The 22963-nt window shown below is 65.1% G+C and carries 18 protein-coding genes and 1 pseudogene; 15 read left to right on the forward strand and 4 right to left on the reverse strand.

Translation table 11 applies throughout. The features are described 5' to 3' along the window. The 10 genes and pseudogenes from LMJ29_RS10580 to LMJ29_RS10625 form a co-directional block, all read left to right on the forward strand. Positions 1–256, forward strand: a pseudogene (locus tag LMJ29_RS10580) (type VI secretion system tip protein VgrG); the annotation flags it as partial. After that, positions 246–1142 (forward strand): DUF4123 domain-containing protein, encoded by an 897-nt coding sequence (locus LMJ29_RS10585; RefSeq protein ID WP_229605484.1) that lies wholly within the window; start codon positions 246–248, stop codon positions 1140–1142. The pseudogene LMJ29_RS10580 and the gene LMJ29_RS10585, both read left to right, overlap by 11 nt. Continuing rightward, positions 1139–4486 (forward strand): toxin VasX, encoded by a 3348-nt coding sequence (locus LMJ29_RS10590; protein ID WP_229605485.1) that lies wholly within the window; start codon positions 1139–1141, stop codon positions 4484–4486. The genes LMJ29_RS10585 and LMJ29_RS10590 overlap by 4 nt, the downstream gene beginning before the upstream one ends. Before the next feature lie 4 nt (positions 4487–4490). Then, positions 4491–5585, forward strand: coding sequence for a DUF6708 domain-containing protein (locus tag LMJ29_RS10595; RefSeq protein WP_229605486.1), 1095 nt, complete (start codon positions 4491–4493; stop codon positions 5583–5585). Positions 5586–5592: 7 nt separating this feature from the next. Beyond that, on the forward strand, positions 5593–6675 hold the full coding sequence (locus tag LMJ29_RS10600) for a DUF6708 domain-containing protein (protein ID WP_229605487.1): 1083 nt from the start codon (positions 5593–5595) through the stop codon (positions 6673–6675). A 13-nt stretch (positions 6676–6688) separates the two neighbouring features. After that, positions 6689–7552 (forward strand): hypothetical protein, encoded by an 864-nt coding sequence (locus LMJ29_RS10605; RefSeq protein ID WP_229605488.1) that lies wholly within the window; start codon positions 6689–6691, stop codon positions 7550–7552. Beyond that, entirely contained in the window at positions 7549–8499 is a 951-nt protein-coding gene (locus LMJ29_RS10610; protein ID WP_229605489.1) for a DUF6708 domain-containing protein, read from the forward strand. Before LMJ29_RS10605 ends, LMJ29_RS10610 begins: the two co-directional genes overlap by 4 nt. 179 nt (positions 8500–8678) lie before the next feature. After that, on the forward strand, positions 8679–9113 hold the full coding sequence (locus LMJ29_RS10615; RefSeq protein ID WP_229605490.1) for a hypothetical protein: 435 nt from the start codon (positions 8679–8681) through the stop codon (positions 9111–9113). A 230-nt stretch (positions 9114–9343) separates the two neighbouring features. After that, a complete protein-coding gene (locus LMJ29_RS10620; protein ID WP_229605491.1) occupies positions 9344–11074 on the forward strand; it encodes an NADase-type glycan-binding domain-containing protein in 1731 nt (576 codons plus the stop codon). Between the two features lie 15 nt (positions 11075–11089). After that, on the forward strand, positions 11090–12271 hold the full coding sequence (locus LMJ29_RS10625; RefSeq protein WP_229605492.1) for a polysaccharide deacetylase family protein: 1182 nt from the start codon (positions 11090–11092) through the stop codon (positions 12269–12271). A 91-nt stretch (positions 12272–12362) separates the two neighbouring features. Here LMJ29_RS10625 and LMJ29_RS10630 read toward each other — a convergent pair whose 3' ends face one another. The 4 genes from LMJ29_RS10630 to paaN form a co-directional block, all read right to left on the reverse strand. Next, the gene (locus tag LMJ29_RS10630) at positions 12363–13853 is read right to left on the reverse strand and encodes an aldehyde dehydrogenase family protein (protein ID WP_229605493.1); all 1491 of its coding nucleotides are present in this window, start codon (positions 13851–13853) and stop codon (positions 12363–12365) included. 463 nt (positions 13854–14316) lie between these two features. Further along, a complete protein-coding gene (gene feaR, locus LMJ29_RS10635) occupies positions 14317–15231 on the reverse strand; it encodes a transcriptional regulator FeaR (protein WP_229605494.1) in 915 nt (304 codons plus the stop codon). Between the two features lie 29 nt (positions 15232–15260). Next, complete coding sequence (locus LMJ29_RS10640; protein WP_229605495.1) at positions 15261–15854, reverse strand: phenylacetic acid degradation protein PaaY; 594 nt, start codon at positions 15852–15854, stop codon at positions 15261–15263. A 103-nt stretch (positions 15855–15957) separates the two neighbouring features. After that, positions 15958–17640, reverse strand: a complete 1683-nt coding sequence (gene paaN, locus LMJ29_RS10645; protein WP_229605496.1) for a phenylacetic acid degradation protein PaaN — start codon at positions 17638–17640, stop codon at positions 15958–15960. A 423-nt stretch (positions 17641–18063) separates the two neighbouring features. Between paaN and paaF the strand changes: the two genes are divergently transcribed. The 5 genes from paaF (at position 18064) to pcaF (ending at position 22876) form a co-directional block, all read left to right on the forward strand. After that, positions 18064–18837, forward strand: a complete 774-nt coding sequence (gene paaF / locus LMJ29_RS10650) for a 2,3-dehydroadipyl-CoA hydratase PaaF (RefSeq protein WP_229605497.1) — start codon at positions 18064–18066, stop codon at positions 18835–18837. 72 nt (positions 18838–18909) lie between these two features. Beyond that, positions 18910–19701 carry a 2-(1,2-epoxy-1,2-dihydrophenyl)acetyl-CoA isomerase PaaG gene (paaG, locus tag LMJ29_RS10655; RefSeq protein WP_229605498.1) on the forward strand — a complete coding sequence of 264 codons (792 nt, stop codon included), beginning with the start codon at positions 18910–18912 and terminating at the stop codon, positions 19699–19701. A 1-nt stretch (position 19702) separates the two neighbouring features. Further along, the gene (gene paaH / locus LMJ29_RS10660; protein ID WP_229605499.1) at positions 19703–21220 is read left to right on the forward strand and encodes a 3-hydroxyacyl-CoA dehydrogenase PaaH; all 1518 of its coding nucleotides are present in this window, start codon (positions 19703–19705) and stop codon (positions 21218–21220) included. Further along, positions 21213–21674, forward strand: coding sequence for a hydroxyphenylacetyl-CoA thioesterase PaaI (paaI, locus tag LMJ29_RS10665; RefSeq protein ID WP_229605500.1), 462 nt, complete (start codon positions 21213–21215; stop codon positions 21672–21674). Before paaH ends, paaI begins: the two co-directional genes overlap by 8 nt. Then, the gene (pcaF, locus tag LMJ29_RS10670) at positions 21671–22876 is read left to right on the forward strand and encodes a 3-oxoadipyl-CoA thiolase (RefSeq protein ID WP_229605501.1); all 1206 of its coding nucleotides are present in this window, start codon (positions 21671–21673) and stop codon (positions 22874–22876) included. The genes paaI and pcaF overlap by 4 nt, the downstream gene beginning before the upstream one ends. Positions 22877–22963: the final 87 nt, after the last annotated feature.

The raw sequence follows: 22963 nt of genomic DNA on the forward strand, positions 1-22963 counted from the left end.
CAAGGCCGGCGGCAGCTTCGTGAAGCTCGATGCCAGTGGCGTCACGCTGGTCGGGCCGACGGTGAGGATCAACTCCGGAGGCGCCCCAGGCAACGGCTCGGGTGCCGCGCCGATTCTGCCGGGCGAAGTGAGAGCAGCAGATAACGACAAGGCTGGGGAGCTACTGGTACAGGCCCAGAAACAGGCACTGCTGCAGAAGAAACCCCTGTGCGCAATCTGCGAAGCCAGCAAGCAGGAGGCCTCGTATGCAGAGTAATGATCGTGCCTGGCACATTCTGCCTGATGAACTGCCATGGGGCATCCAGGCCACTCTATTGCTGGATGGCATCAGCGTTGAAAGCCTGCAGCGAAGGCTTTACGAATGGAGTTCGTCGCCCAGCTTCGAACCACTCTACCTGAGCACCCGCTGGGCTGAATTGAGCGATGTATCGCCTTGCCTGGTGCGCCTGAGCGGCCTGAACGACCCCATCCTCGTGCAGTTCATGGAACATGCCGACGCGGAGTGGGGCTATCTGCTTTTCAGCGAAGCTCGTTGGGAGGAGCTACTCGCCCATCTGCGCTGGCTGGTCACCATACGACATCCTCTGGGCGAGGACATGCTTCTGCGCTTGGCCGATCCCGCAGTCGCCAATGCCCTGTTTGGCCATGCAGTGGAGAATGCAGACGCTACCCTATTCGGCCCCTTTGAGCGGATAGTTGCCGCTGACAGCACCCGACACCTCTGGCATCAATATCAACGTCCTGAATCGACCGTCAGCCTTGGGCGGCACAAGCCTTATCCGCTCTCCGATGCACAGTTGGAATTGCTCGGCGAAGTGAGCATGCGCAACACCGTCATCCAGCTCGACACGCACATGCATGAGTTCTTCCCGTCCTATCAGCCCCGCCTAGCCGGACCGGCACGCTGGGAACATCTCCATGAGTTGGCTTCAACCGCCTACGCACAAGGCTTCAGCAGCGAACGCGACATTACGCTTTACGCCAATATTTTCGGCTTCCTCGGCGAGCGCGCTCTGGACGATCACCCGGACATCGCCCGTCTACTCACTCAAAAATCGCTCGAAACGCCCGCGCAACGCATCGAACGTGCCGCCGAGCTGGCCGAGAAACGTGCCGAGCACATGGAAGGGAACTCCATATGACCGCCCAGCAACCCCCACGCGCCAGCGACAGAAACCCCAACCTTGCTCCCAAGAGCAGTAGCGACGCCAAGGCCGCCAGCGGCATCTGCCCGCTGATGAAGAACCAGGTGCAACTGCTGCCCCTGCGCTATGGTCTGGTCGAACGCCTCGACCCTTCCGCCGAAGTGGTAGTGCCCTACAAACTCAAGTCGCGTCCGCTGGGTGTTCGCCTACTGCGCGATGGGTGGCTGTATGTGATCGTCGAAAGAAAGCCCCAAGCGATCCTGCACGAGTACCGCATCGAGAAAGGCGTCATTACCCAGTTGCTCTGGAGCAAGGCGGAAGTGTCCGCCGACATACGCACGAGCAATGTGGGAGAAGCCAAGCTGATCTTTTCGCGCAACGAGCCGCTGCACGTCGCCTACGCCGAAATACAGTGGACCGCTGCGAAATGTTCGCAGGTGCTGAAAAGCACCAAGGAACGCCAGTACTTCATGCAGGCTGTGGACCTGCGCAGCGTAGACTGCGCCAAAGGCGGCGCCAACCTGTTGACGGCCAGCCAGGCGGGCAAGTGGCTGGCCGAAGTGGCGGAAAAGCCGGCGACCGGTTCGGCCATCTTGGGGGCGAATCCAGCAGAGACCCAAGACTACGCCTGGGAACACGACACGCTATACAGGAAGACTCAGCTTGGTCTGCTGAAGAAAGACCTGAATCCTCTATACGAACATGACCATCTCTACCTGGTCGTGCAGGACGACCTGGGAGTTCTGCGCGATCTTGCCGCCCATCAGGAGCTGGCCACCGGCTGGATCATCGACTGGAGCAGCGCCGAAACGAACAACAAGAAATACGTGGTCGGCTGCTATATCGAATCCCTGTACAGCCTCAATGAGGCCCGCCTGCTCAAAGCGGCCAAGGATGATCCGCGCTTTGCAAAACTGGAACAGGAAACGACTCCGGAGCAACGGCAGAGCATCAGCGACTACATCAGCGTCAAATACAGAACCCAATGGAATGGCCCCGGGACGCACAGTGGTGCCATCAAGGCTGCACTCAGCCGCATGCGCCAGAGCCTGGGCGAGCCGCTCCACGAGCGCTACGAGGACTTCATCGAAAGCCTCGACGAAAATGCCGAAGATGCCCTGGAGGGCGCCAAGATCGGCCAGCGTGGCATCAACGATCTGGTCGATCGCCCCGCCATGGAGGCCTTCATCAGCCAACAGCGCATCCAGCTGGCGCGCTGGAATAACCGGCTCGATCTGATCACCGAAGACCGGATCGCGATGTTCGAGCGCTTCTACCGTGGCGCCTGGTATTTCGACGCCAAGTCGAGCAAGCAAGTCGAAGCCGCCCTGGCCACGGAGTACGCCTGCCTGAAGGATTTCTGTCGCACCGACAAAGCCACTCAGGCGATGGCTACCCTGCTCGACAAGAGACCGGAGCTGAGCCTGCCGACCTTCTTCACCCTGAGTCATACCGACCAGATGGACATGCAGGCGAAGTTGGTTGGCTTCGCCAAAGCCATTCGCGACCTGCGCATGGCCAAGGATGACTACCAGGGCGCCAACGAGCTGAGCCTCAACTTCAAGGGGCTGGTCGAACAGCAGCTACCTGCCGTATTCAACCTGAGTGCTGACGGCTTCACCTTAGACCAGGCCCGCAACACCGCCTATGAGCCTGCCAAGCAGCTGTGCCTGGCCAGCGCCATGGAACACGCCATGCAAGGATTACGGACGGGCACACCGTTCGATCCAGCCAAGGTGCTGCGCCATCTACCCGGCTCAGCCTGGCTGGACGTGCTGCGTGCCTTCGGCAAGGGCGGTATCACTCTGGAGTTCGCCTCGCTCAACCAGATACGCGCCTTCGAGGCCGACACGGTGAAGCTGCAGGAGATGCGCAGCCAGCTCACATCGCTGAAGAACAGAATCAGGCAGACCCTCGCGCTCGAACGCCGGGGACGAATGGCCAAAGGCACGCACCGCGCACTGACGGCAGAACGCAATGCGTTGAAACAGGCCATCCAGCCATTGGAGAGCAGGGTCGCCGCCGCCATCAGCCCCGTGGGTGAAGGGCCGAGCAAGGCGGGCATGAAAATCAAGGGATTGAATAACGCTCAGGTCGTCGAATTTCAGCGCATGGTTGAAGACTTCAACATGAAACGGCCCTTCAAGGGGCTAGCGCTGGAGGTGTTCAAATCCTGCGGTGCGGATGTATTCGCGTCAGCTGTGGCGGTGATGCAGATCCGGAGTTTCTTGACCGTAGCCTCTGAGCTCAGCAGGAAGAAGGAGTGGGAACTCACCGAGCGATTAGCATTAGGAAATGCTTTCCTCTCGATGACCGGCGGTGTGTTTGCCGCAGCGCAGGGAATTGCCGTAACCAGCCTCTCGACAGCCATGAAGAACTACACCAGCGTTGCTGGGAAAATCCATATAGCCGCTCGCCTGGGTAAATTGACCGCCAGCTTTGGCTTACCCGCCTATGTGTCTAGCGCCCTAGCCTCCTCAATCAGCCTGAAGGACAGCTTGGTGAAATGGGGCGAAGGTCTGCGCCGTGGCGATGGTGCCATGCTCGCCGGCGCCAGCATGTCCGCCCTGGGTGACGCCGGCCAGGTCGGTTTGAATGGCTGGGCCAGCCTACGCACCGGAGGCATCGTGCTGGAGGTGCTGAAAGACACCCAGCAGGCCCGCGCACTGGCCTGGGCAGCCGCCGGCGGCCGACTCCTCAGCATCGCTGCTCGCGCAAACCTGATCGGCCTGGCCCTGACGGGTCTGCAGCTGGGTGGCGAATGGCTGTACAACCGCAACAACCTGAGCAAGCTGGATGAGTGGCTACTGCAGGGTCCATGGGGCTTGGAAGATGCCAAGCGCTCCTTGCAGGAGGAGCATCTGCGCCTGGCAGATATCACCACAGCCCCACAGGCAGAGCTGCAACCCGGCAAGAATGGCCCCCTGGTCGTCCTGTCCATTCCCAGCGTGGTTACCGGCGAGTTGGACGCCAGCCGCCTGAGCCTGTCCGGCTACTGGATGACCCACTACCTGCGCAACGACTGGGAACCCTGGAGCGAGCAGTTGCTCTATCAGTTCACCCTGCTCAGCAAGATGAATGAGCCGCTCAAGCTGGGGCTGGAGGTCTTCCCCAGCGAGGCCAACGCCATGCATGGCCTGGCTTGCCAGCTGCGCTACTACCCACTCACGGGGATCGACGCCGTGCGAGAGACACGCTTCGAGACCATTACCCTCTACACCAGCAGCGCAAAACCTCTATCGGAGGTCGCGCTACTGCGTACCCGTACGCTCAATGCGCCCTGGCTACCAGTAACCCTGGATACCCTGAGCCCGCACTCGCCATCCCAACAAACCGGTTGACCCCATGCCAAATCCACAGCAACAACCCCAGGATGAGCTCGACCTCAGAAACCAGCGTCCCAGCGCTGGCGAGGCTCGCCGTTTCGCTACCGGAGAGGCCCTGTTTCTGGCTCCACTACCGGTCCCCACCGGGCATCTTCCCATGGACCTGGGCGGCAGCTTTCTAGAGGTCAACGACACCTATCTGGACGTTGGGCAGAGCAATACCAACAAGGCATTCCAGGTCCAGCTAATGATCTGGGGAGTGATGTTTGCAAGCGGTTCGATGCTTTTCATCCTCCCGCTCCTGGGAGCAGCCATACAAGCACTCGGCCCATATAAAAAAGACTTCTGGAGCATGTTTTGTGAGGGCTTCTACGTCTACTTAGTAGATGTGAGTTGGTGGACCCTCCTCCCAATAGCCGTGTTGTGTATCTATCCAGTGCTGAGCACTACATTCAAGAAAGCCCGCATCCGCCCCCTGCGCTTCAACCGCCAACGCCGTGAGATCTGCTATTTCCCCGAGGGCAGCGACGAACCCATCATCCAGCCTTGGGAAGAACTGGTTGCCTGGGTATCGATCAGCACCGGCTTCACCGGTGATGGAGTAATGAGCACCTACACCTTCGGCATGGCCATCGATAACCCCAAGACCGACAAGACCCATTTCCTCACCCACGGGGTATTCACCCCCGCGCACGGCATCTCCAAGTGGGAAGCCATCCGCACCTATATGGAAAAAGGCCCGGCGCATTGCCCCGGCAAGGCCCCCTACGAGGGGCGCCACACTTTCGACCTGGAGCGCGACGGCTTGCATGAGGCCTATCGCGAAGGCTATGCCTCGGCCATCGGCGTCGCCTGGTGGTACCTGTGCCGAGCGGTGACCTGGTGGCGCTTCCCCTACTGGGTCGCCGAGTGGGACCACGGCTACGCGATGAAGGCCATGCCCGCCAGCATTGCGCAGTGGTCGCAGCCGCTGCCCGTCGAGCAGTGGGCCAAGCCCAGCAAAGAACTGAAGGAGCAGACCGCTCGCCTGGAAAAGGCCTACGCCAACGGCCAGAACTTCACGACGTACTTCAACTCCCAGCTCGGCGCCGAACCCGCCACCACTAACGTATAAGCAATTCATGACGCAGCAACCCCAAGACGAACTCGACCTCAGAAACCAGCGCCCCAGCGCCGGCGAGGCCCGTCGCTTCACCACTGGCGAGGCACTGTTCCTGGCTCCGCTACCGGTCCCCACAGGGCATCTCCCCATGGACCTGGGCGGCAGCTTCATAGAAGTCAACGACACCTATCTGGACGTTGGGCAGAGCAATACCAACAAGGCATTCCAGGCCCAGCTCATGATCTGGGGAACAATGTCTGTAGGTCTTTCGTTGTTTTTGATATTGCCATTACTGGCTGCTACAGCACGCGCTACCGGCCCCTACCAAGAAGACTTCTGGGGTGTCTTTTGGGAGTTTTTTTCCTTCTCGGTTAGTGTGAGCTGGTGGCTATTCCTCCCAATAGTCGCGTTATCCATCTATCCGGTGCTGAGCACTACATTCAAGAAAGCCCGCATCCGCCCCCTACGCTTCAACCGCCAACGCCGTGAAGTCTGCTATTTCCCCGAGGGCAGCGACGAACCCATCATCCAGCCCTGGGAAGAACTGGTTGCCTGGGTCTCGGTCAGCACCGGCTTCACCGGCGAAGGGGTGATGAGTACCTACACCTTCGGCATGGCCATCGATAACCCCAAGACCGACATGACTCACTTCCTCACCCACGGGGTATTTACCCCCGCGCACGGCATTTCCAAGTGGGAAGCCATCCGCACCTATATGGAAAAAGGTCCGGAACATTGCCCCGGCAAGGCCCCCTATGAGGGACGCCATACCTTCGACATCGAGCGTGCCGACCTGCATGAGGCCTATCGCGAAGGCTATGCCTCGGCCATCGGCGTCGCCTGGTGGTACTTGTGCCGAGTGGTGACCTGGTGGCGCTTCCCCTACTGGGTCGCCGAGTGGGACCACGGCTACGCGATGAAGACCATGCCCGCCAGCATCGCGCAGTGGTCGCAGCCGCTGCCCGTCGAGCAGTGGGCCAAGCCCAGCCAGGCACTGAAGGAGCAGACCGCTCGCCTGGAAAAGGCCTACGCCAACGGCCAGAACTTCACGACGTACTTCAACTCCCAGCTCGGCGCCGAACCCGCCGAACGCTGCAGTTAAAGCGACGGGGAGCATGTCAGTTTCCGCACAAGCAACTTTGGCCCATGCGCTGGGATTGGGGGCCGACACCTTTGCCTTGCAGGGCATCGTTTCCGGACTGGATACCGTGGTTTACGGCATGGAGGTGCTGGAGGCCTACCGCGCCGGGGATCTGGATACCGCCGCAATCAATTCCGGGCTCGCAGTTGCCTCTGCCGCCAACCTGACACTGATGGTTCAAGCCTTCCGGGCCTATCGGGCCGCCCAGGCCGCCCAGGCCGCCCAGGCCGCGGTACTGGCCGGTGAGGCCGCTGCAATGGCAAGGGGAATCGGCGCAATGCCTCATCTGGCGCCCAAGGCGCTGGGGTTGGCGCTGACCATCTTCGCTGGCGTCTTCATGCGGCTCTATACCAAAGACACGCCATTGGAGGCCTGGGTAAAAGGCACGCGCTTTGGCACCCATTCGGCGGATTGGGCCAACAGCTATACGAAGAGCATGCTGGAGTTCTACAAGGTGGTCTTCCCGGTGAGCTTCGACGCCTACCGCCTCAATGAGCTCAACCCATACACAGGCATGGTGCAGAGTACTTACCTGATCCTGCGCCTGCCGGGCCAGATGTCTCTCACCGATGAAATGATCCACTTCAAGGGCGAGGAAGTCTGGGGCGGCATTCTGGGCTTTGGCAGCCGGAAAAAGGCTGTGGAGTGGACCGGCAAGGACTTTGACCGCCATGGCGGCACCCGCGTGCAGACGGAGGCTGGTGTTGCTACCTATCGGCGGGTCTATCACGAGGAAAAGGGGCAGGAGTTCAACCAGATCGGCGGCCAACTCACTTACTATCCAGTTCCGGGCCTGGCATTGCCACCCATAACTATCCAGGAAGCCGCCTGGGTATGAGCTTTGACCAATTGCTTCAGCAAGCCCGCGCAAAATTCGGTGCTAACCCAATGGAGCTCATGAGGGCTGAGAGCTCAACCGGTGAAACGCCTTTGGAGTTATTTATCTCCGAGGAGCACACCAGTAACTTTCTTACCCTGAATGCTGGAGGTGACTCCGAACGAGGGCTAATCACCGGAACGCTCGGAGGAGGAGCGGTGGTGTTGTTTGTGTTTTCTTGCCTCGTTGCCGCATTCAAGTCCGATTGGGGCATACCACAAATGATGCTATGGCTATGTCTGCCAATGTTAATAGTGCCGTTCCTCTGGGAAGTATTTCGGCCTGTTTCCCTACCTGTTCTCTTCAACCGCCGTACACGCGAGGTCTACTTCGAACAGAGCGGCACGCTCTATCACACCCCCTGGGACGACATTCAAGCGATAGCCGGCGAATTCATGATCGTCGGTCCGCAGATGGGGGGCATGCGCTGCGCCTCGCTGGAGGTGCTGATGCATCGTTTCGAGCATCCGCAGGAGCAGATCCTGGTCAGTCTCGGCCTGCCCATGGGCAAGACGCTGTCCCTGCAGAAGAGCCTCTGGGAATACATCCGCGCCTACATGAACAACGGTCCGTGGTTCGACAAGGACGGCCGGCACAGCGAGTCCGATGCCTACGTGAAGAGCCTGCAGTCGGCACGGATCAAGCGCACCGACTGGCACAAGCACACCCTGGAAAAGATCCGCAAGGACAAGGCCGAGAGCCAGGGCAAGAACTACCTGAGCGGGCTGGATGCCGCAATGCTGATCGGCAACCTTCTGTTCTATCCGATGAACTGGGTGCACGAGTTCACCAACAGCGTCGCCAGGCGTCGCCCTCGGAAGGGTTGGCCCAAGGTGGTGCAAGAGCGGCTGCGCCCGGATGGGCCGACCAGCCGGTTGATTGATCTGGAGCGGAAGGAAGCAGCCTGAAACAACTTGGCTTTTACAATCGTCAAGGAAGCTCCAGCCTAACGAGGGGCCCCGCCACCCCATCCGGCGCAAGGCTATGACGCCGAGCTTCCGGATAAACATTTCGAGCTATGAACCAAGTAATACCATAACCACACGCAGCGTTGTCATCCACCTATCAGACAGGGAATGTTTGACCCATGAATCATGACCTCAAGTTCATTGTTGCTTTTTCTACCCTTTCGGCTCTCGCTATGGCACTGCTTGGCGTCAGCGATGTCATTGGCATTCTAATCACCAGCATCTTTGGGGGCGTAATTTCAGCCATCCTGACCGGGCGCAGAAAGGTTCGGGGGAACGACTATCCGCAGAAATGGCAGTCCATACTCCTCTGCGCCGGATTAGCTGCCGTGATTTTCGCTTGCATGCTCATGCTCAAGGTCTACCTGTGGATGGCGGTCATCGGTATCACCGGCTCTCCGTATGACGTTCCGCAGGTCAATTACCTCAGGGTCTTCATCCTTTCATCCCTGATTGTGTTCGCAGCCCTCTTCGCAACGCTTGCCGCTTTCGACTGGGAAATCTTTGGCCTCAAGCCAGCGCAGGAGAAACAGGATGGCGACCGAGCAAACTGAATGAAACGCCTCACGGCTACCCTCGGCGACGAAAACCGGCAGCAGCAGAAAGGGGCAAGGGAAGGAATTCCCGAGCCCTGCGCCGAGGCGTGAACCTGTTAAACGGAAAACTGCAAACAGCTCGGCAGTTCTCAGAGATGTCCCAACGAGCTTGTTGAACCATAGGAAATGGGCGCCGAGAATTGGCGCCCCCCGGACAAGAGGTCCGGCCTCCATGATAAGGATTAGTCATGCCAATACTTCGCCCCCTTTGCACCATTGCCAGCCTCACCCTCCTCGCGACAGGCGTCGCGCAAGCGGCTGGCAATGCCGAGCTGCTTATTCAGCCGGTCGTTAGCCAGTTTCCGACCATCGTGGTCGACGTGAACGTGCGCGACGTAAAAAGCGGCGCTCCTATTGCCGGACTTACCGCTGCAAACTTCAAGGTCACCGAGGACCTGCGCGACGTCACCATTACCGGCATCGAGAGCCTGCTCCCGGAGACTACTGACACACGTGGCGTGGATTTCGTCTTCGTATTTGACGATACCGGCAGCATGGCCGAGGAAATCGACGGCCTCATTCAGCGGACCCTGGAGTTCGCCAACATCGTCCAGACCTCCGGCTTCGACTACCGTTTCGCGCTGATTTCGTTCGGTGATGAGCTGCGCCACAAGGTGGACTTCACCACTTCGGCCAACGATTTCAAGACCGCGGTAGCCGCCCTGCGCGCCGACGGCGGCGGCGACGAGCCGGAGAACGCCCTGGAGGCCTTGCACTACGCAGCCACCGCGCTGAAGCACGACGCCACACGCCGCAAGGTGTTCGTCCTGATCACCGACGCCTCCTTCCACAGCGCCGACGAGATCACTCCGCTGACCACCCAAAGCACGCTCGCCGAGCTGCAAAAGCTCGGCGCCGTTCTCAACATCGTCGGGCCGAACCTCGACCAGTACCGCTGGATGGCCGATAACCTGGCCGGCAGTTTCTATGACAAGGACTCTGGTCAGTTCAAGCGCATCATCGAGCAGATTGCCGGCGGTTCAGCCAGCAACTACCGCCTGACCCTCGCCACCAGCCGTCCGGACTACGACAACACCTGGCGTGCCCTGGAGGTCGGCCTGCAGGGCGAGTACAGCGGCAACGGCGTCAGCCAGTACCAAGCACCGAGTTGGGTCAGCGCCTCCTCGCGGGTTGATGGCTTCAGCGGCATCAACAGCCGCTTTGCACCGCACAATGTGATCGACGGTAACCCGGCCACAACCTGGGCGGAGGGCGTGAACGGCGCTGGCGTCGGCGAATGGGTAACCCTCAACTTCGCCGCGGTCCAACTCACCGACCGCTTCGCTCTGACCCTGCCGGCTGGCAACACCGTCCGCCGAGTCGCCGTGCGGATCAATGACGAGGACAAGCGTTACTACGACCTCAAGCCGGGCACGCAGGCGCAATCGTTCACATTGGGGGCACCGCTGCAGGTAAGCCGCTTCCAAGTGACGCTGGAAGACGCGACTGGCGGCGACAACGGCCTGGCTGAGGTCGAGTTGTTCAACGGCGATAATCTCGTTGAGCCGATCGCCCGGGCCCACGACATCCGACGCACCGCCAAGCTGGCACAGGAGCAGAATCGCCAGGGCGAAGAGCTCTATCACGGCAAGAAATATGACGATGCAGTGTTCTATTACAAGGAAGCCCTGAAGAACGACCCCACCTTCGCACAGGCTTACAGCAACCTCGGCTTGGCCCATCAGCGCCAGAACAAGCTGGCCGATGCCATTTGGGCCAACCGCCAGGCAATCGCTCTTGCTCGCGGCACCACACGCAACACGGTACTGGCCAGTTCGCACTACAACATCGCACGCATATTCGAGACGCAGAACAAGTTCGAGCAGGCACTGCAGAACTTCCTGTGGGCGCAGAACTTCAAGGCCAATCCGGTGTACGACAAGGCCATCGAACGGATGCATGAGAAGTTGGGCCGCTGAGGCAGGAGCTGGAGCATGACGCGCATCCACTCGGAAATACTCCGCCCGACCACCCTGGCCGCCACGCTGCTGGCGTTCGCCACCTCCAACGCGTCGGCCGCAGGGCCGGCGCGAGTCGCCAGTTACGACCGGACGCTGTGGCCCGAGACCATCGAAAGCCCGCAACACTTCGACCGGGCCTCACGCCAGGAAATTCTCGCGTTGGTGCGCGTCATCGCCCGCACCCCACTGGGCGACGAAACGAGCATCCAGTCCTTCACAGGAGTGACGGCGCCCAATAGCGCCGCCGTTTCTCAATGGTTGGCAGAAACGCGGCGGCGCCTCCTGGCGAACTACAAGGCGGCCAGCAGTGACTGCGGCGAAACCGATGTCTGTCCGCCGCCGGCGGACTGGCAGGCGCTGGAACAACGCGCGCATGCGCAAGCAGCTACTGCCACTCCCCCAGCCTGGCGCCAGGCTGCTGAAGCCTTCCACACCGCCTACCTCTATGAACAGGTACGGCTGGCCGCGCTGTTCCCGCGCATCACCAGCGAAATCGCCCGACTTGCCCCGCAGGAGCTGACCGGAACTGAACTACCCGACCGACACTTCGCACTGAGCTTCGATGATGGCCCCTCCCGCAACGACGAAAGCGAACGCCTGCTGAGCTGGTTGCAGAGCAACGGCGACAGCGCCCTGTTCTTCGTCCTCGGGGAAAACCTTGAGCGACGCCTGGGCCACCAGTCCGCCGCGGCTCTGCGCGAAATGTACAAGGGCCAATGCCTGGCCTCCCACGGCTACCACCATGCGCCGCATCCCAAGCTGGCCGACTGGCAGGACTCGCTGGACAGGACCGCCGGCCTCATCGTACGTGTTCAGCCCGACACTCCGACCGGCGGCGTCTGGTTCCGGCCACCTTATGGGCAAAGGACGCTCGAGCAGACGCACTACGTCAGCACGCGCGACGGTCGCATGGTGCTGTGGAACATCGACTCCCAGGACTGGAACGCCAAATTACCGGCCGCCGCGATGCAGGATCGCGTGGTCACCCTGATGTTGTTGTGGCGGCGCGGCATCCTGCTGTTCCACGACGTGCATCCCAAGGCACGCCAGACTTTGCCGGCGCTCAAGCACTTCATGGACAACAGCGGATTATCACTCAGCGATTGCCGGGAGTTGGTCGCGATCCCGCTGACCGCAAGTGCTACGGCGGACTGAACGGGGGACCAATCGCTTCAGACAAAAACGGGCGGAGCATCGCTGCTCCGCCCGTTTCCCCTGTCCGCGGTCGCACCGACCGCGCATCCCGTCAGTGCGCGATGCACACCGACTTGATCTCGGTGTAGGCCTCGACCGCCGCGCGGCCGAACTCGCGGCCGACGCCGGACTGCTTGACCCCGCCGAACGGCATGTTGGGATCGAGCACCACGTGGGAGTTGACCCACACGGTGCCGGCCTCGATGCGCGGCACCAGGTTCATCGCCTTGCCCAGGTCGTTGGTCCACAGGCTGGCGGCCAGGCCGTATTCGCTGTCGTTGGCCATGGCGATGGCCTCCTCGTCGCTGTCGAAGGGCAGCACCGAAAGCACCGGGCCGAACACCTCGTCGCGGGCGATGGCCATGCTCTGGCAGACGTCGGCGAGCACCGTGGGCTGCACGTAGAAGCCATCGAGCGCGGGCGCCGCGCCGCCGGTCACCACGCGGGCGCCCTCGGCGCGGGCCTGCTCGATGTGCTCGAGCACGCTCTGCTGCTGCTTGCGCGAGACCAGCGGGTTGATCGCCGCCGCGCTGTCCATGCCCGGGCCGATCGGCATGCCGGCCACCGCGGCGCCCAATTTCTCGACGAACTCGGCGTAGCGCGAGCGATGCACGTAGAAGCGCGAGGCGGCGGCGCACACCTGGCCCTGGTTGAGCAGGCCGCCGAACAACGCGCCGGGCACCGCCTTGTCGAGGTCGGCGTCGGCCAGCACGATCATCGGGTTCTTGCCGCCCAGTTCGAGGGCGAAGCGGGTCATGTTCTGCATGGCGGCGATGCCGACGCCGCGGCCGACCTCGGTGGAGCCGGTGAACGACACCTTGCTGACCAGCGGGTGGCCGGCGAGCGCGTTGCCGATGCGGCTGCCGCGGCCGGTGACCAGGTTGAAGGCGCCGGCCGGCACGCCGGCCTCATGGGCCAGCTCGACCAGGCGCAGGGCGGTCAGCGGTGTCTCGCTGGCCGGCTTGATCACCACGCTGCAGCCGCAGGCCAGCGCCGGCATGGCCTTCCACAGGGTGATCATCAGCGGGAAGTTCCACGGGATGATCCCGGCGACCACGCCGATCGGCTCGCGGCGGGCGAAGGCGGTGTAGCGCGTGCCCTGCGGCACCGGGATGGACACGTCGAGGGTCTGGCCCTCGATCTTGGTCGCCCAGCCGGCCATGTAGCGCATGAACTCGACGCTGGCGCCGACGTCGAGCATCCGCGAGGTGTTGATCGACTTGCCCTGGTTGAGGGTTTCCAGCTGCGCCAGCTCCTCGCCGTGCTCCTCGACCAGCGCGGCGAAGCGCAGCAGGATGCGCTCGCGGTCGGCCGGGCGCAGGCCGGCCCACACGCCGTTCTTGAAGGCGGCGTGCGCCGACTGCACGACGCGGTCGAGCAGCGCCTCGTCGGCCTCGGCGACCTCGGCGATGCGCTCGCCGCTGGCCGGGTTGACCACCGGGCTGCGCGGGCTGTCGTCGACCAGCCACTGGCCGTCGATGAAGCAGCCGTGGCGACGCTGCAGGAAGGCCGCGACCTGCGGCAGGACGTTGACGACATTCATGGGGGTACCTCGATTCCGGTAATGCGCCGGTGCGCAGGAACGGACGGGCGGCCGCGGGCCGGCCCATCCTCATGGACGGGCCATTGTGCGCAGGCGCCGGAAGCGAAGCTGGTCTGTGCGTGCCAGGCACATTGCCGAGGCTGCCAGGCTGATCGGCCGCGGCCCGGGCGGGCCTGCCGGTAGGGTTTGCGGTATTTGCCGGGGGCGATCTGGCGGGGTGTCGAGGCCGATTCGTTCGTCGAAAGGCCGTGCGAGGGCGAATGAATTCGCCCCTACAGGACGGGCGCCGAGGCTACAGCTCTGCGGCCCGGCCGGCGTAAGTGGTGTAGGGGCGAATTCATTCGCCATGCGCCGCAACGCGGCCCCGGAGTTGCCAAGGGCAGGCCGGTGGCCTGCCTGGCGAATAAATTCGCCCTACAGGACGGGCCGACGCCGAGGCGATGGCTCTGAGGCCCGGCCGGTCCTACTGGTAGCGCTTGCGGTACTCGCCGGGGGAAACCCCGAAGCGCGCCTTGAAGGCGCTGGAGAAGTAGCTGGCGTCGGAGAAGCCGAAGTCGTAGCCGAGCGCCGACAGCTTGAGCTCGCCGCCGCCATGGCGCAGCGCCTCGGCGCACAGGTCGAGGCGGCGGTTGCGGATGTATTGCGCCACCACCAGCTGGTGGCGGGCGAACAGTCGGTACAGGCCGCGCAGCGACACGCCGATCTCGCGGGCGATCAGCTCCGGGCACAGCTCGGCCTCGCAGATGTGCCGCTCGATGAACGCCTGGGCGCGGCGGAACAGCCGCGCGTGCGGGTCGTCGTCGCGCTCGCCGCTGCCCAGCGCCGGGCGCAGCAGGCTGACCAGTGCATCCAGGGTCGCCTCGCTCTCGACCAGGCTGAGCCCTTCCTGGCGCGCCGCCTCGCGCACCAGGCCGTGGGCCAGCACCGCCACCGGGCTGCGCGCGGCGATCAGCGCGCAGCTGTGCACGCGGCTGCTGCGCAGGCTGCGCTCGATCACCGCGCGCGGCAGGATCAGGCTGAGCTGGCGCGAGCCGGCGCCGTACTCGAATTCGCTGGGCCGGTCGGCGTCGATCAGGGTGATGTCGCCGGGGGCGAGGACGATGCGCTGCGCGTCCTGGGCCATCTGCGCGCGCCCCTCGAGCTGGAACACCGCGAAGTAGCCCTTGTCCTCGGCGGCGGCCAGTTCGCGCTCGGTGCGGTACAGCCGCGCGTGGGCGATGTCGTTGACCGACATGCGCAGCGCGCTGCCCTGGTACTGCTCGATGCGCCCGGCGAACTCCTCGCCCAGCGCCTTGGCGCAGAAGCGCCCGCACAGTTCGTTGACGCGCTGCAGCCAGCCGTCCAGGGCGGCGTCCACGGTCGTCGGCAGCGTGCTCATCGGCTCGTCTCCCTCGTTGCGGCGACGCCTCAGGCGGCGCCCTTGGGCTTGACCTCGGAGGCCGGCAGGCTGGGCCGGTCGCTCTCCACCGCGGCGAGCGGCGCGCACTCCTCCATCGCCTCGCGGCAGCGCTGGGCGAGCACCTGGTACTCGCGGGTGCCGGCCTGCTTCCAGCGCACTTCCTTGTCGGTGAGCTGGCGGCTGACCCGCGCCGGCGCGCCCATCACCAGCGACTGCTCCTCGCAGGCGAAGCCGGCCTTGACGAAGGCGCAGGCGGCGACGATCGAGCGCGGCGCGATCTGCGCGTCGTCCATCACCACGGCGTTCATGCCGACCATGGCGTCCTCGCCGATCTGGCAGCCGTGCAGCACCGCGCCGTGGCCGATGTGGCCGTTGCGGGCGATGCGCGTGACGCTCTCGGGGAAGCCGTGGATCACGCAGGTGTCCTGCAGGTTGGCGCCCTCCTCGAGGACGATGCGCCCGAAGTCGCCGCGCAGGCTGGCCAGCGGGCCGACGTAGCAGCCGGGACCGACGATCACGTCGCCGATCAGCACCGCGGTGGGATGGACGAAGGCGGTGGGATCCACCACCGGGGTGACCCCGGCGAAACGGTAGCAGGGCATGGGTAGTCCTCTTCTTGTTGTTGTTTTCCTGTAGGGGCGAATTCATTCGCCCGGCATGGCCGCGTCAGGCGAATGAATTCGCCCCTACAGAAAGAGCATCGATTTATTCGGCCGTCACATGGCGACGGCTCTGCACCACCACGAAGCGCCGCGCCACGAAGGCGGCGTCGGTCAGCGCGGCGTTGGCCGCCGGGTTGCCGCCGGTGCCGTGGAAGTCGCTGAACGCCGCCGACTGGTTGACGAACAGGCCGTTGTCCAGGTTGATCGACAGCGCCACGGCGACATCCTGCGCCAGCTCCTCGGCCTGCTCCAGCACCGCCGCGTCGGTCGAGTATACCGCGAGGGTCAGCGCGCCCTTCTCGCCCAGGGTCTCGCGCACCAGATGCAGGCTGTGCGCGGTGTCGTCGGTGGCGATCACGAAGGCGATCGGCCCGAAGCGCTCCTCGGCCCAGGCCTCGCGCTCGCTGGCGTCGACCTTGAGCAGCAGCGGGGTGTGCACGCGCGCCTCGGGATACTCGGGATGCACGCGCGCTTCGCTATCCAGCAGCACCTCGCCCAACGCACGGCAGGTGCCGAGGCGCGCCAGGGTCGCCTCGGACTGGATGCAGCCGAGCACACCGCAGGCGCGCTCGTTGTCGGACAGGAACTTGCTCACCGCGCCGGCCAGGGTCTGCGCCACCTCGTCGAAGCCGAGCACGCCCTCGGCGCTGCGGATGCCGCCGCGCGGCACGTAGATGGCCTGCGGGGCGGTGCACATCTGCCCGGAGTACAGGCTGAGGCTGAACGCCAGGTTGCGCGCCACCGCCTTCAGATCGGTGACGCTGTCGATCACCACGCTGTTGAGGCCCGACTTCTCGGTGAACACCTGGGCCTGGCGGGCGTTGGCCTCCAGCCAGTCGCCGAAGGCGCTGGAGCCGGTGAAGTCGATCACCTTGACGCGCGGGTCGAGGGCCAGCTGCTTGGCCACCGGCGCATCGGCGGTGTCCGGCACCAGGCTGACCAGCGCCGGGTCGAAGCCGGCCTCGGCGAGCACCTGCTGGCAGACCCGCACGGTCATCGCCACCGGCAGGATGGCGGCCGGATGCGGCTTGACCAGCACCGGGTTGCCGGTGGCCAGGCTGGCGAACAGCCCCGGATAGGTGTTCCAGGTCGGGAAGGTCGCGCAGGCGATCACCAGGGCGATGCCGCGCGGCACGATGTGGAAGCGCTTGTCGACCACCAGCGGATCGAGCTTGCCCTGCGGCTTGGTCCAGCGCGCGCTTTCCGGCACCTCGCGCAGCAGCTTCCAGGCCTGTGCCACCGCCTCCAGGCCACGGTCCTGGGCGTGCGGGCCGGCGGCCTGGAAGGCCATCGCCGGGCCCTGGCCGGTGGTGTGCACGGCGGCCTGGGCGAAGTCGAAGCTCTGCGCGTTGAGGCGCTGGAGGATTTCCAGGCACACGCCGATCCACGCCTGCGGGCCGGCGGCGCGCCAGCTCGGCAGCTGCGCCTGCAGGTGGCTCAGCAGGGCGTCGAGATCCGGCTGGTCGTAGGTGATGCCCAGGTCGAAGCCGTAGGGTGAGCGCTCGCCGCCGACGCGCGCCTTGACCAGCGGGCAGTGCAGTTCGAAGTGGCGGTCACGCAGCGCGGCGAAGTTGACCGGACCGGCGGCCTGCGCCGCCTCGCCGTAGGGGCGCTGGCTTTCCGGATAGGGGGTCCAGTGGTCACGTTCGGCGATGGCCTGGACGGCGCGCTCGAGCAGCGGCTGGTGACGGGCGAACAGGTCGAGTGCGGTGACGGATGCGGGCACGACGGCTTCCTCGTAGGGTGGCGGGCCCGCCCGACAAACAAGACATTTGTCTAATGCATGGCCACTTTCTTGTATCACATCACCTTAACCGCGTGCGGCGCAGAAATCCACCCACCGGGCAAAGCCCTTACGAATCAAGGGAATGGCAGTAAATACGGCCCATGCGGCGGCATTCCGGCCGCTCCGCCAGCGCTCCAGGAGCGCCCTGCCGTCCGTCGGCGGTGACACGGAAAGCGATAAAACAGACACGGGAAAGCAACTTTGCATTAGTTGATCTGTATCACTTTATGAGTATACTCGGCTCAAACGGCTGCCCCGTGAAGCACCCCGTCCCGGCCTCGGGAACGGGTCCCGGCAGCGACAACAATTCCAAGAAACGAGCCCGGCGCCATGTGCCGGCGTGCACCGCGAGGATGTGTCTCCATGCCTCAGACCCTTAGCGTCCTGCCCAGCGAACAGGGCGTACGCCTGATCACCCTGCAGCGCCCCGAGGCGCTCAATGCCCTCAATACCCAGCTGCTCGGCGAACTCGCCGCCGAACTGGATGCCGCCGAGCAGGACGCCGACACCCGCGCCGTGGTCATCACCGGCAGCCGCCGCGCCTTCGCCGCCGGCGCCGACATCAAGGAGATGGCCGAGCGCGACCTGGTCGGCATCCTCGAAGACCCGCGCCTGGCCCACTGGCAACGCATCACCCGCTTCTCCAAGCCGCTGATCGCCGCGGTCAACGGCTTTGCCCTCGGCGGCGGCTGCGAGCTGGCCATGCACGCCGACATCCTCATCGCCGGCGAGGACGCCCAGTTCGGCCAGCCGGAAATCAACCTGGCGATCATGCCCGGCGCCGGCGGCACCCAGCGCCTGCTGCGCGCGGTCGGCAAGTCGCTGGCCATGCAGATGGTCCTCACCGGCGAGCCGATCGGCGCCCGCCGCGCCCTCGAGGCAGGCCTGGTCAGCGAGATCACCCAGCCCGAACTGACCGTCGAACGCGCCGTCGCCATCGCCCGCAAGATCGCCGAGAAGGCGCCGCTGGCCGTGCGCCTGGCCAAGGAAGCGCTGCTCAAGGCCGAGGACACCGACCTCGCCAGCGGCCTGCGCTTCGAGCGCCACGCCTTCACCCTGCTGGCCGGCACCGAAGATCGCAACGAAGGCATCCGCGCCTTCCAGGAAAAACGCAAGCCGACCTACAAGGGTCGCTGAGCGCGCCTGTCGCCCACCTGCATCGGGGGTGCCCCGCGCGCCCTCCTCTTTAATAAGAGAGAGAACCTCCCCATGAGCTTCGAACACATCCTCTTCACCATCGAGCAGGGCGTCGCCACCCTGACCCTGAACCGCCCCGAGCAGCTCAACAGCTTCAACGCGCAGATGCACAAGGAAGTCCGCGAGGCACTCAAGCAGGTCCGGCAGAACGCCGAGGTGCGCTGCCTGCTGATCACCGGTGCCGGTCGCGGCTTCTGCGCCGGCCAGGACCTGGGCGATCGCAACGTGGCGCCGGGCGCCGCCGCGCCGGACCTGGGCGAGTCGATCGAGAAGAACTACAACCCGCTGATCCGCAGCCTGCGCGACCTGCCGATGCCGGTGATCTGCGCGGTCAACGGCGTGGCCGCCGGCGCCGGCGCCAACATCGCCCTGGCCTGCGACATCACTCTCGCCGCCCGCTCCGCCAGCTTTATCCAGGCGTTCTGCAAGATCGGCCTGGTGCCGGATTCGGGCGGCACCTGGACCCTGCCGCGCGCGGTCGGCATGGCCCGCGCCAAGGCCCTCGCCCTGCTGGGCGATCGCCTGTCCGCCGAGCAGGCCGAGCAGTGGGGGATGATCTGGCGCTGCGTCGACGACGCCGCCCTGCAGGACGAGGCCCTCAAGCTGGCCCGCCAGCTGGCCACCCAGCCGACCTACGGCCTGGCACTGATCAAGCGCGCGCTGAACGCCAGCGCCAGCAACAGCTTCGACGAGCAACTGGACCTTGAGCGCGACCTGCAGCGCCTGGCCGGGCGCAGCGAAGACTACCGCGAGGGCGTCAGCGCCTTCATGGCCAAGCGCACCCCCGAATTCAAGGGCCGTTGAGATGAGCGCACTGCATAAAGACGCCGCCATCGCGGTGATCGGCGCCGGCGCGATGGGCGCCGGCATCGCCCAGGTGGCGGCCCAGGCCGGCCACCCGGTGGCCCTGTTCGACACCCGCGAAGGCGCCGCCGCCCAGGCCATCGCCGGCATCGCCAGGCAGCTCGGCAAGCGCGTCGACGCCGGCAAGCTGGACGCCGCCGAGCGCGACGCCGTGATCGCCCGCCTGACCCCGGCCGAGCGCCTGGAGGATCTGGCCGGCAGCGCACTGGTGATCGAGGCCATCGTCGAGAACCTTGCGATCAAGCGCGAGCTGTTCGCGAAGCTGGAAGCCATCTGCGGCGCGGACTGCATCCTCGCCAGCAACACCTCCTCGCTGTCGATCACCTCGCTGGCCGCCACCTTGCAGCGCCCCGAGCGCGTCGCCGGCCTGCACTTCTTCAACCCGGCGCCGGTGATGGCGCTGGTGGAGATCGTCGCGGGACTTGCCAGCGACAAGGCGGTGGTCGACTGCCTGTACGCCACCGCCAAGGCGTGGGGCAAGAAGCCGGTGCACACCAAGTCCACCCCGGGCTTCATCGTCAACCGCGTGGCCCGGCCGTTCTACGCCGAAAGCCTGCGCCTGCTGCAGGAAGGCGCCGGCGACTGCGCCAGCCTCGATGCCCTGCTGCGCGACGCCGGCGGCTTCCGCATGGGTGCCTTCGAGCTGACCGACCTGATCGGCCACGACGTCAACTACGCGGTGACCTGCTCGGTGTTCGACGCCTACTACGGCGACTTCCGCTTCCAGCCGTCCCTGATCCAGAAGGAGCTGGTCGACGCCGGCCGCTTCGGCCGCAAGAGCGGCCGCGGCTTCTACGACTACGCCGAAGGCGCCGAGCGCCCCGCCGCGCAGAGCCTGCCGGCCGCCGCCAAGCCCGACTGCGTGGTGGTGGAAGGCGACCTCGGCCCGGCTAGCGCGCTGATCGAGCGCATCGAAGCCGCCGGCATCGAGATCGTCCGCCGCGACGGCACCGGTCTGATCCGCGTCGGCGAAGCGGTACTGGCGCTGAGCGACGGCCGCATGGCCGCCGAACGCGCTCGCGATGAAGGCCTGCGCAACCTGGCGCTGTTCGACCTGGCCCTGGACTACGCGAAAGCGTCCCGTCTGGCCGTGGCCTTCGCCGCCGGCTGCGACCAAGCGGCCCGCGACGCGGTCGCAGGTCTCCTGCAGGCCGCCGGCATCGTCGTCACCGAAGTGACCGACAGCCCGGCGCTGGTGGTGCTGCGCACCGTGGCGATGCTCGCCAACGAGGCCGCCGACGCCGTGCTGCAGGGCGTCGGCACCGCCGCCGACATCGACCTGGCGATGTGCGCCGGGGTGAACTATCCCAAGGGTCCGCTGGCCTGGGCCGACGCCATCGGCGTGGGCACCGTGCTGACCGCCCTCGATCACCTGCAGCGCAGCTACGGCGAGGACCGCTACCGCCCGTCCCTGCTGCTGCGTCGCCTGCACTGCGCCGGAGAGCGTTTCCATGACTGAGCACAACCATAACCAGCTGCCGCCCCAGGAGCTGGCCGAGGCCTGCGCCGACGCCATGTACGAGCGCGACCTCGCCGTGCGTCACCTTGGCATCAAGATCCTGCGCATGGCGCCGGGCGAAGCCGACCTGCAGATGACCATCAGCGAGACCATGATCCAGGGCCACGCCAGCTGCCACGGCGGCTACCTGTTCACCCTCGCCGACTCGGCCTTTGCCTACGCCTGCAACAGCTACGACGACGCCACCGTCGCGCTCGGCGCCAGCATCGACTTCATCGCCCCCGGCCGCCTCGGCGACGTGCTCACCGCGCGCGCCACCCAGGTCAGCCGCAGCGGCCGCACCGGCAACTACGACGTGCGCATCGAGAACCAGCACGGCCAACTGATCGCCGTGTTCCACGGCAAGTCCTACAAGATTCGCGGCACCGTCCGCCCGCAGGAGAACCAGGCATGAGCGAAGCCCTGATCATCGACGCCATCCGCACCCCGATCGGCCGCTACGCCGGCGCGCTGTCCGCCGTGCGTGCCGACGACCTCGGCGCGGTGCCGCTGCGCGCGCTGATGGCGCGCAACCCGCAGGTCGACTGGAGCGCCGTCGACGACGTCGTCTACGGCTGCGCCAACCAGGCCGGCGAGGACAACCGCAACGTCGCGCGCATGTCCTCCCTGCTCGCCGGCCTGCCGATCAACGTGCCGGGCACCACCGTCAACCGCCTGTGCGGCTCGGGCATGGACGCCATCGGCAGCGCCGCCCGCGCGCTGCGCTGCGGCGAAGCCCAGCTGATGATCGCCGGCGGCGTGGAATCCATGTCGCGCGCGCCCTTCGTGATGGGCAAGGCCGACAGCGCCTTCTCCCGCCAGGCGGAGATCTTCGACACCACCATCGGCTGGCGCTTCGTCAACGCCCTGATGAAGAAGGAATTCGGCATCGACTCGATGCCGGAGACCGCCGAGAACGTCGCCGCGCAGTTCAACGTCTCGCGCGCCGACCAGGACGCCTTCGCCCTGCGCAGCCAGCAGAAGACCGGCGCCGCCATGGCCCGCGGGCGCTTCGCCCGCGAGATCGTCCCGGTGGAGATCGCCCAGCGCAAGGGTCCGGCCAAGGTGGTCGACCAGGACGAGCACCCGCGTCCGGACACCACCCTGGAGCAGCTGGCCAAGCTCGGCACGCCGTTCCGCGACGGCGGCAGCGTCACCGCCGGCAATGCCTCGGGCGTCAACGACGGCGCCTGCGCGCTGCTGCTGGCCAGCCCGGAAGCCGCCAAGCGCTACGGCCTCAAGGCCCGCGGCCGGGTGGTGGCGATGGCCAGCGCCGGCTGCGAGCCGCGCATCATGGGCATCGGCCCGGTGCCGGCGACCCGCAAGGTGCTGGAGCTGGCGGGCCTCAGCCTCGCCGACATGGACGTGATCGAGCTCAACGAGGCGTTCGCCGCCCAGGGCCTGGCCGTGCTGCGCGAGCTGGGCATCGCCGACGACGACGCGCGCGTGAATCCCAACGGCGGCGCCATCGCCCTCGGCCACCCGCTGGGCATGAGCGGCGCACGCCTGGTCACCACCGCGCTCAACGAGCTGGAGGAACGCCAGGGCCGCTATGCTCTTTGCACCATGTGCATCGGCGTCGGCCAGGGCATCGCCATGATCATCGAACGCCTGTAATTCCCGCCCCGGCGCGCCGCCCGCGCGCCGGGGCCAGCAAGACAAATACAACGGGCGGCACAGACCGCCCGCGGCTCCCGACAAGAA

This window comes from Pseudomonas oryzagri (genome assembly GCF_020831405.1).
GTDB lineage: Bacteria > Pseudomonadota > Gammaproteobacteria > Pseudomonadales > Pseudomonadaceae > Geopseudomonas > Geopseudomonas oryzagri.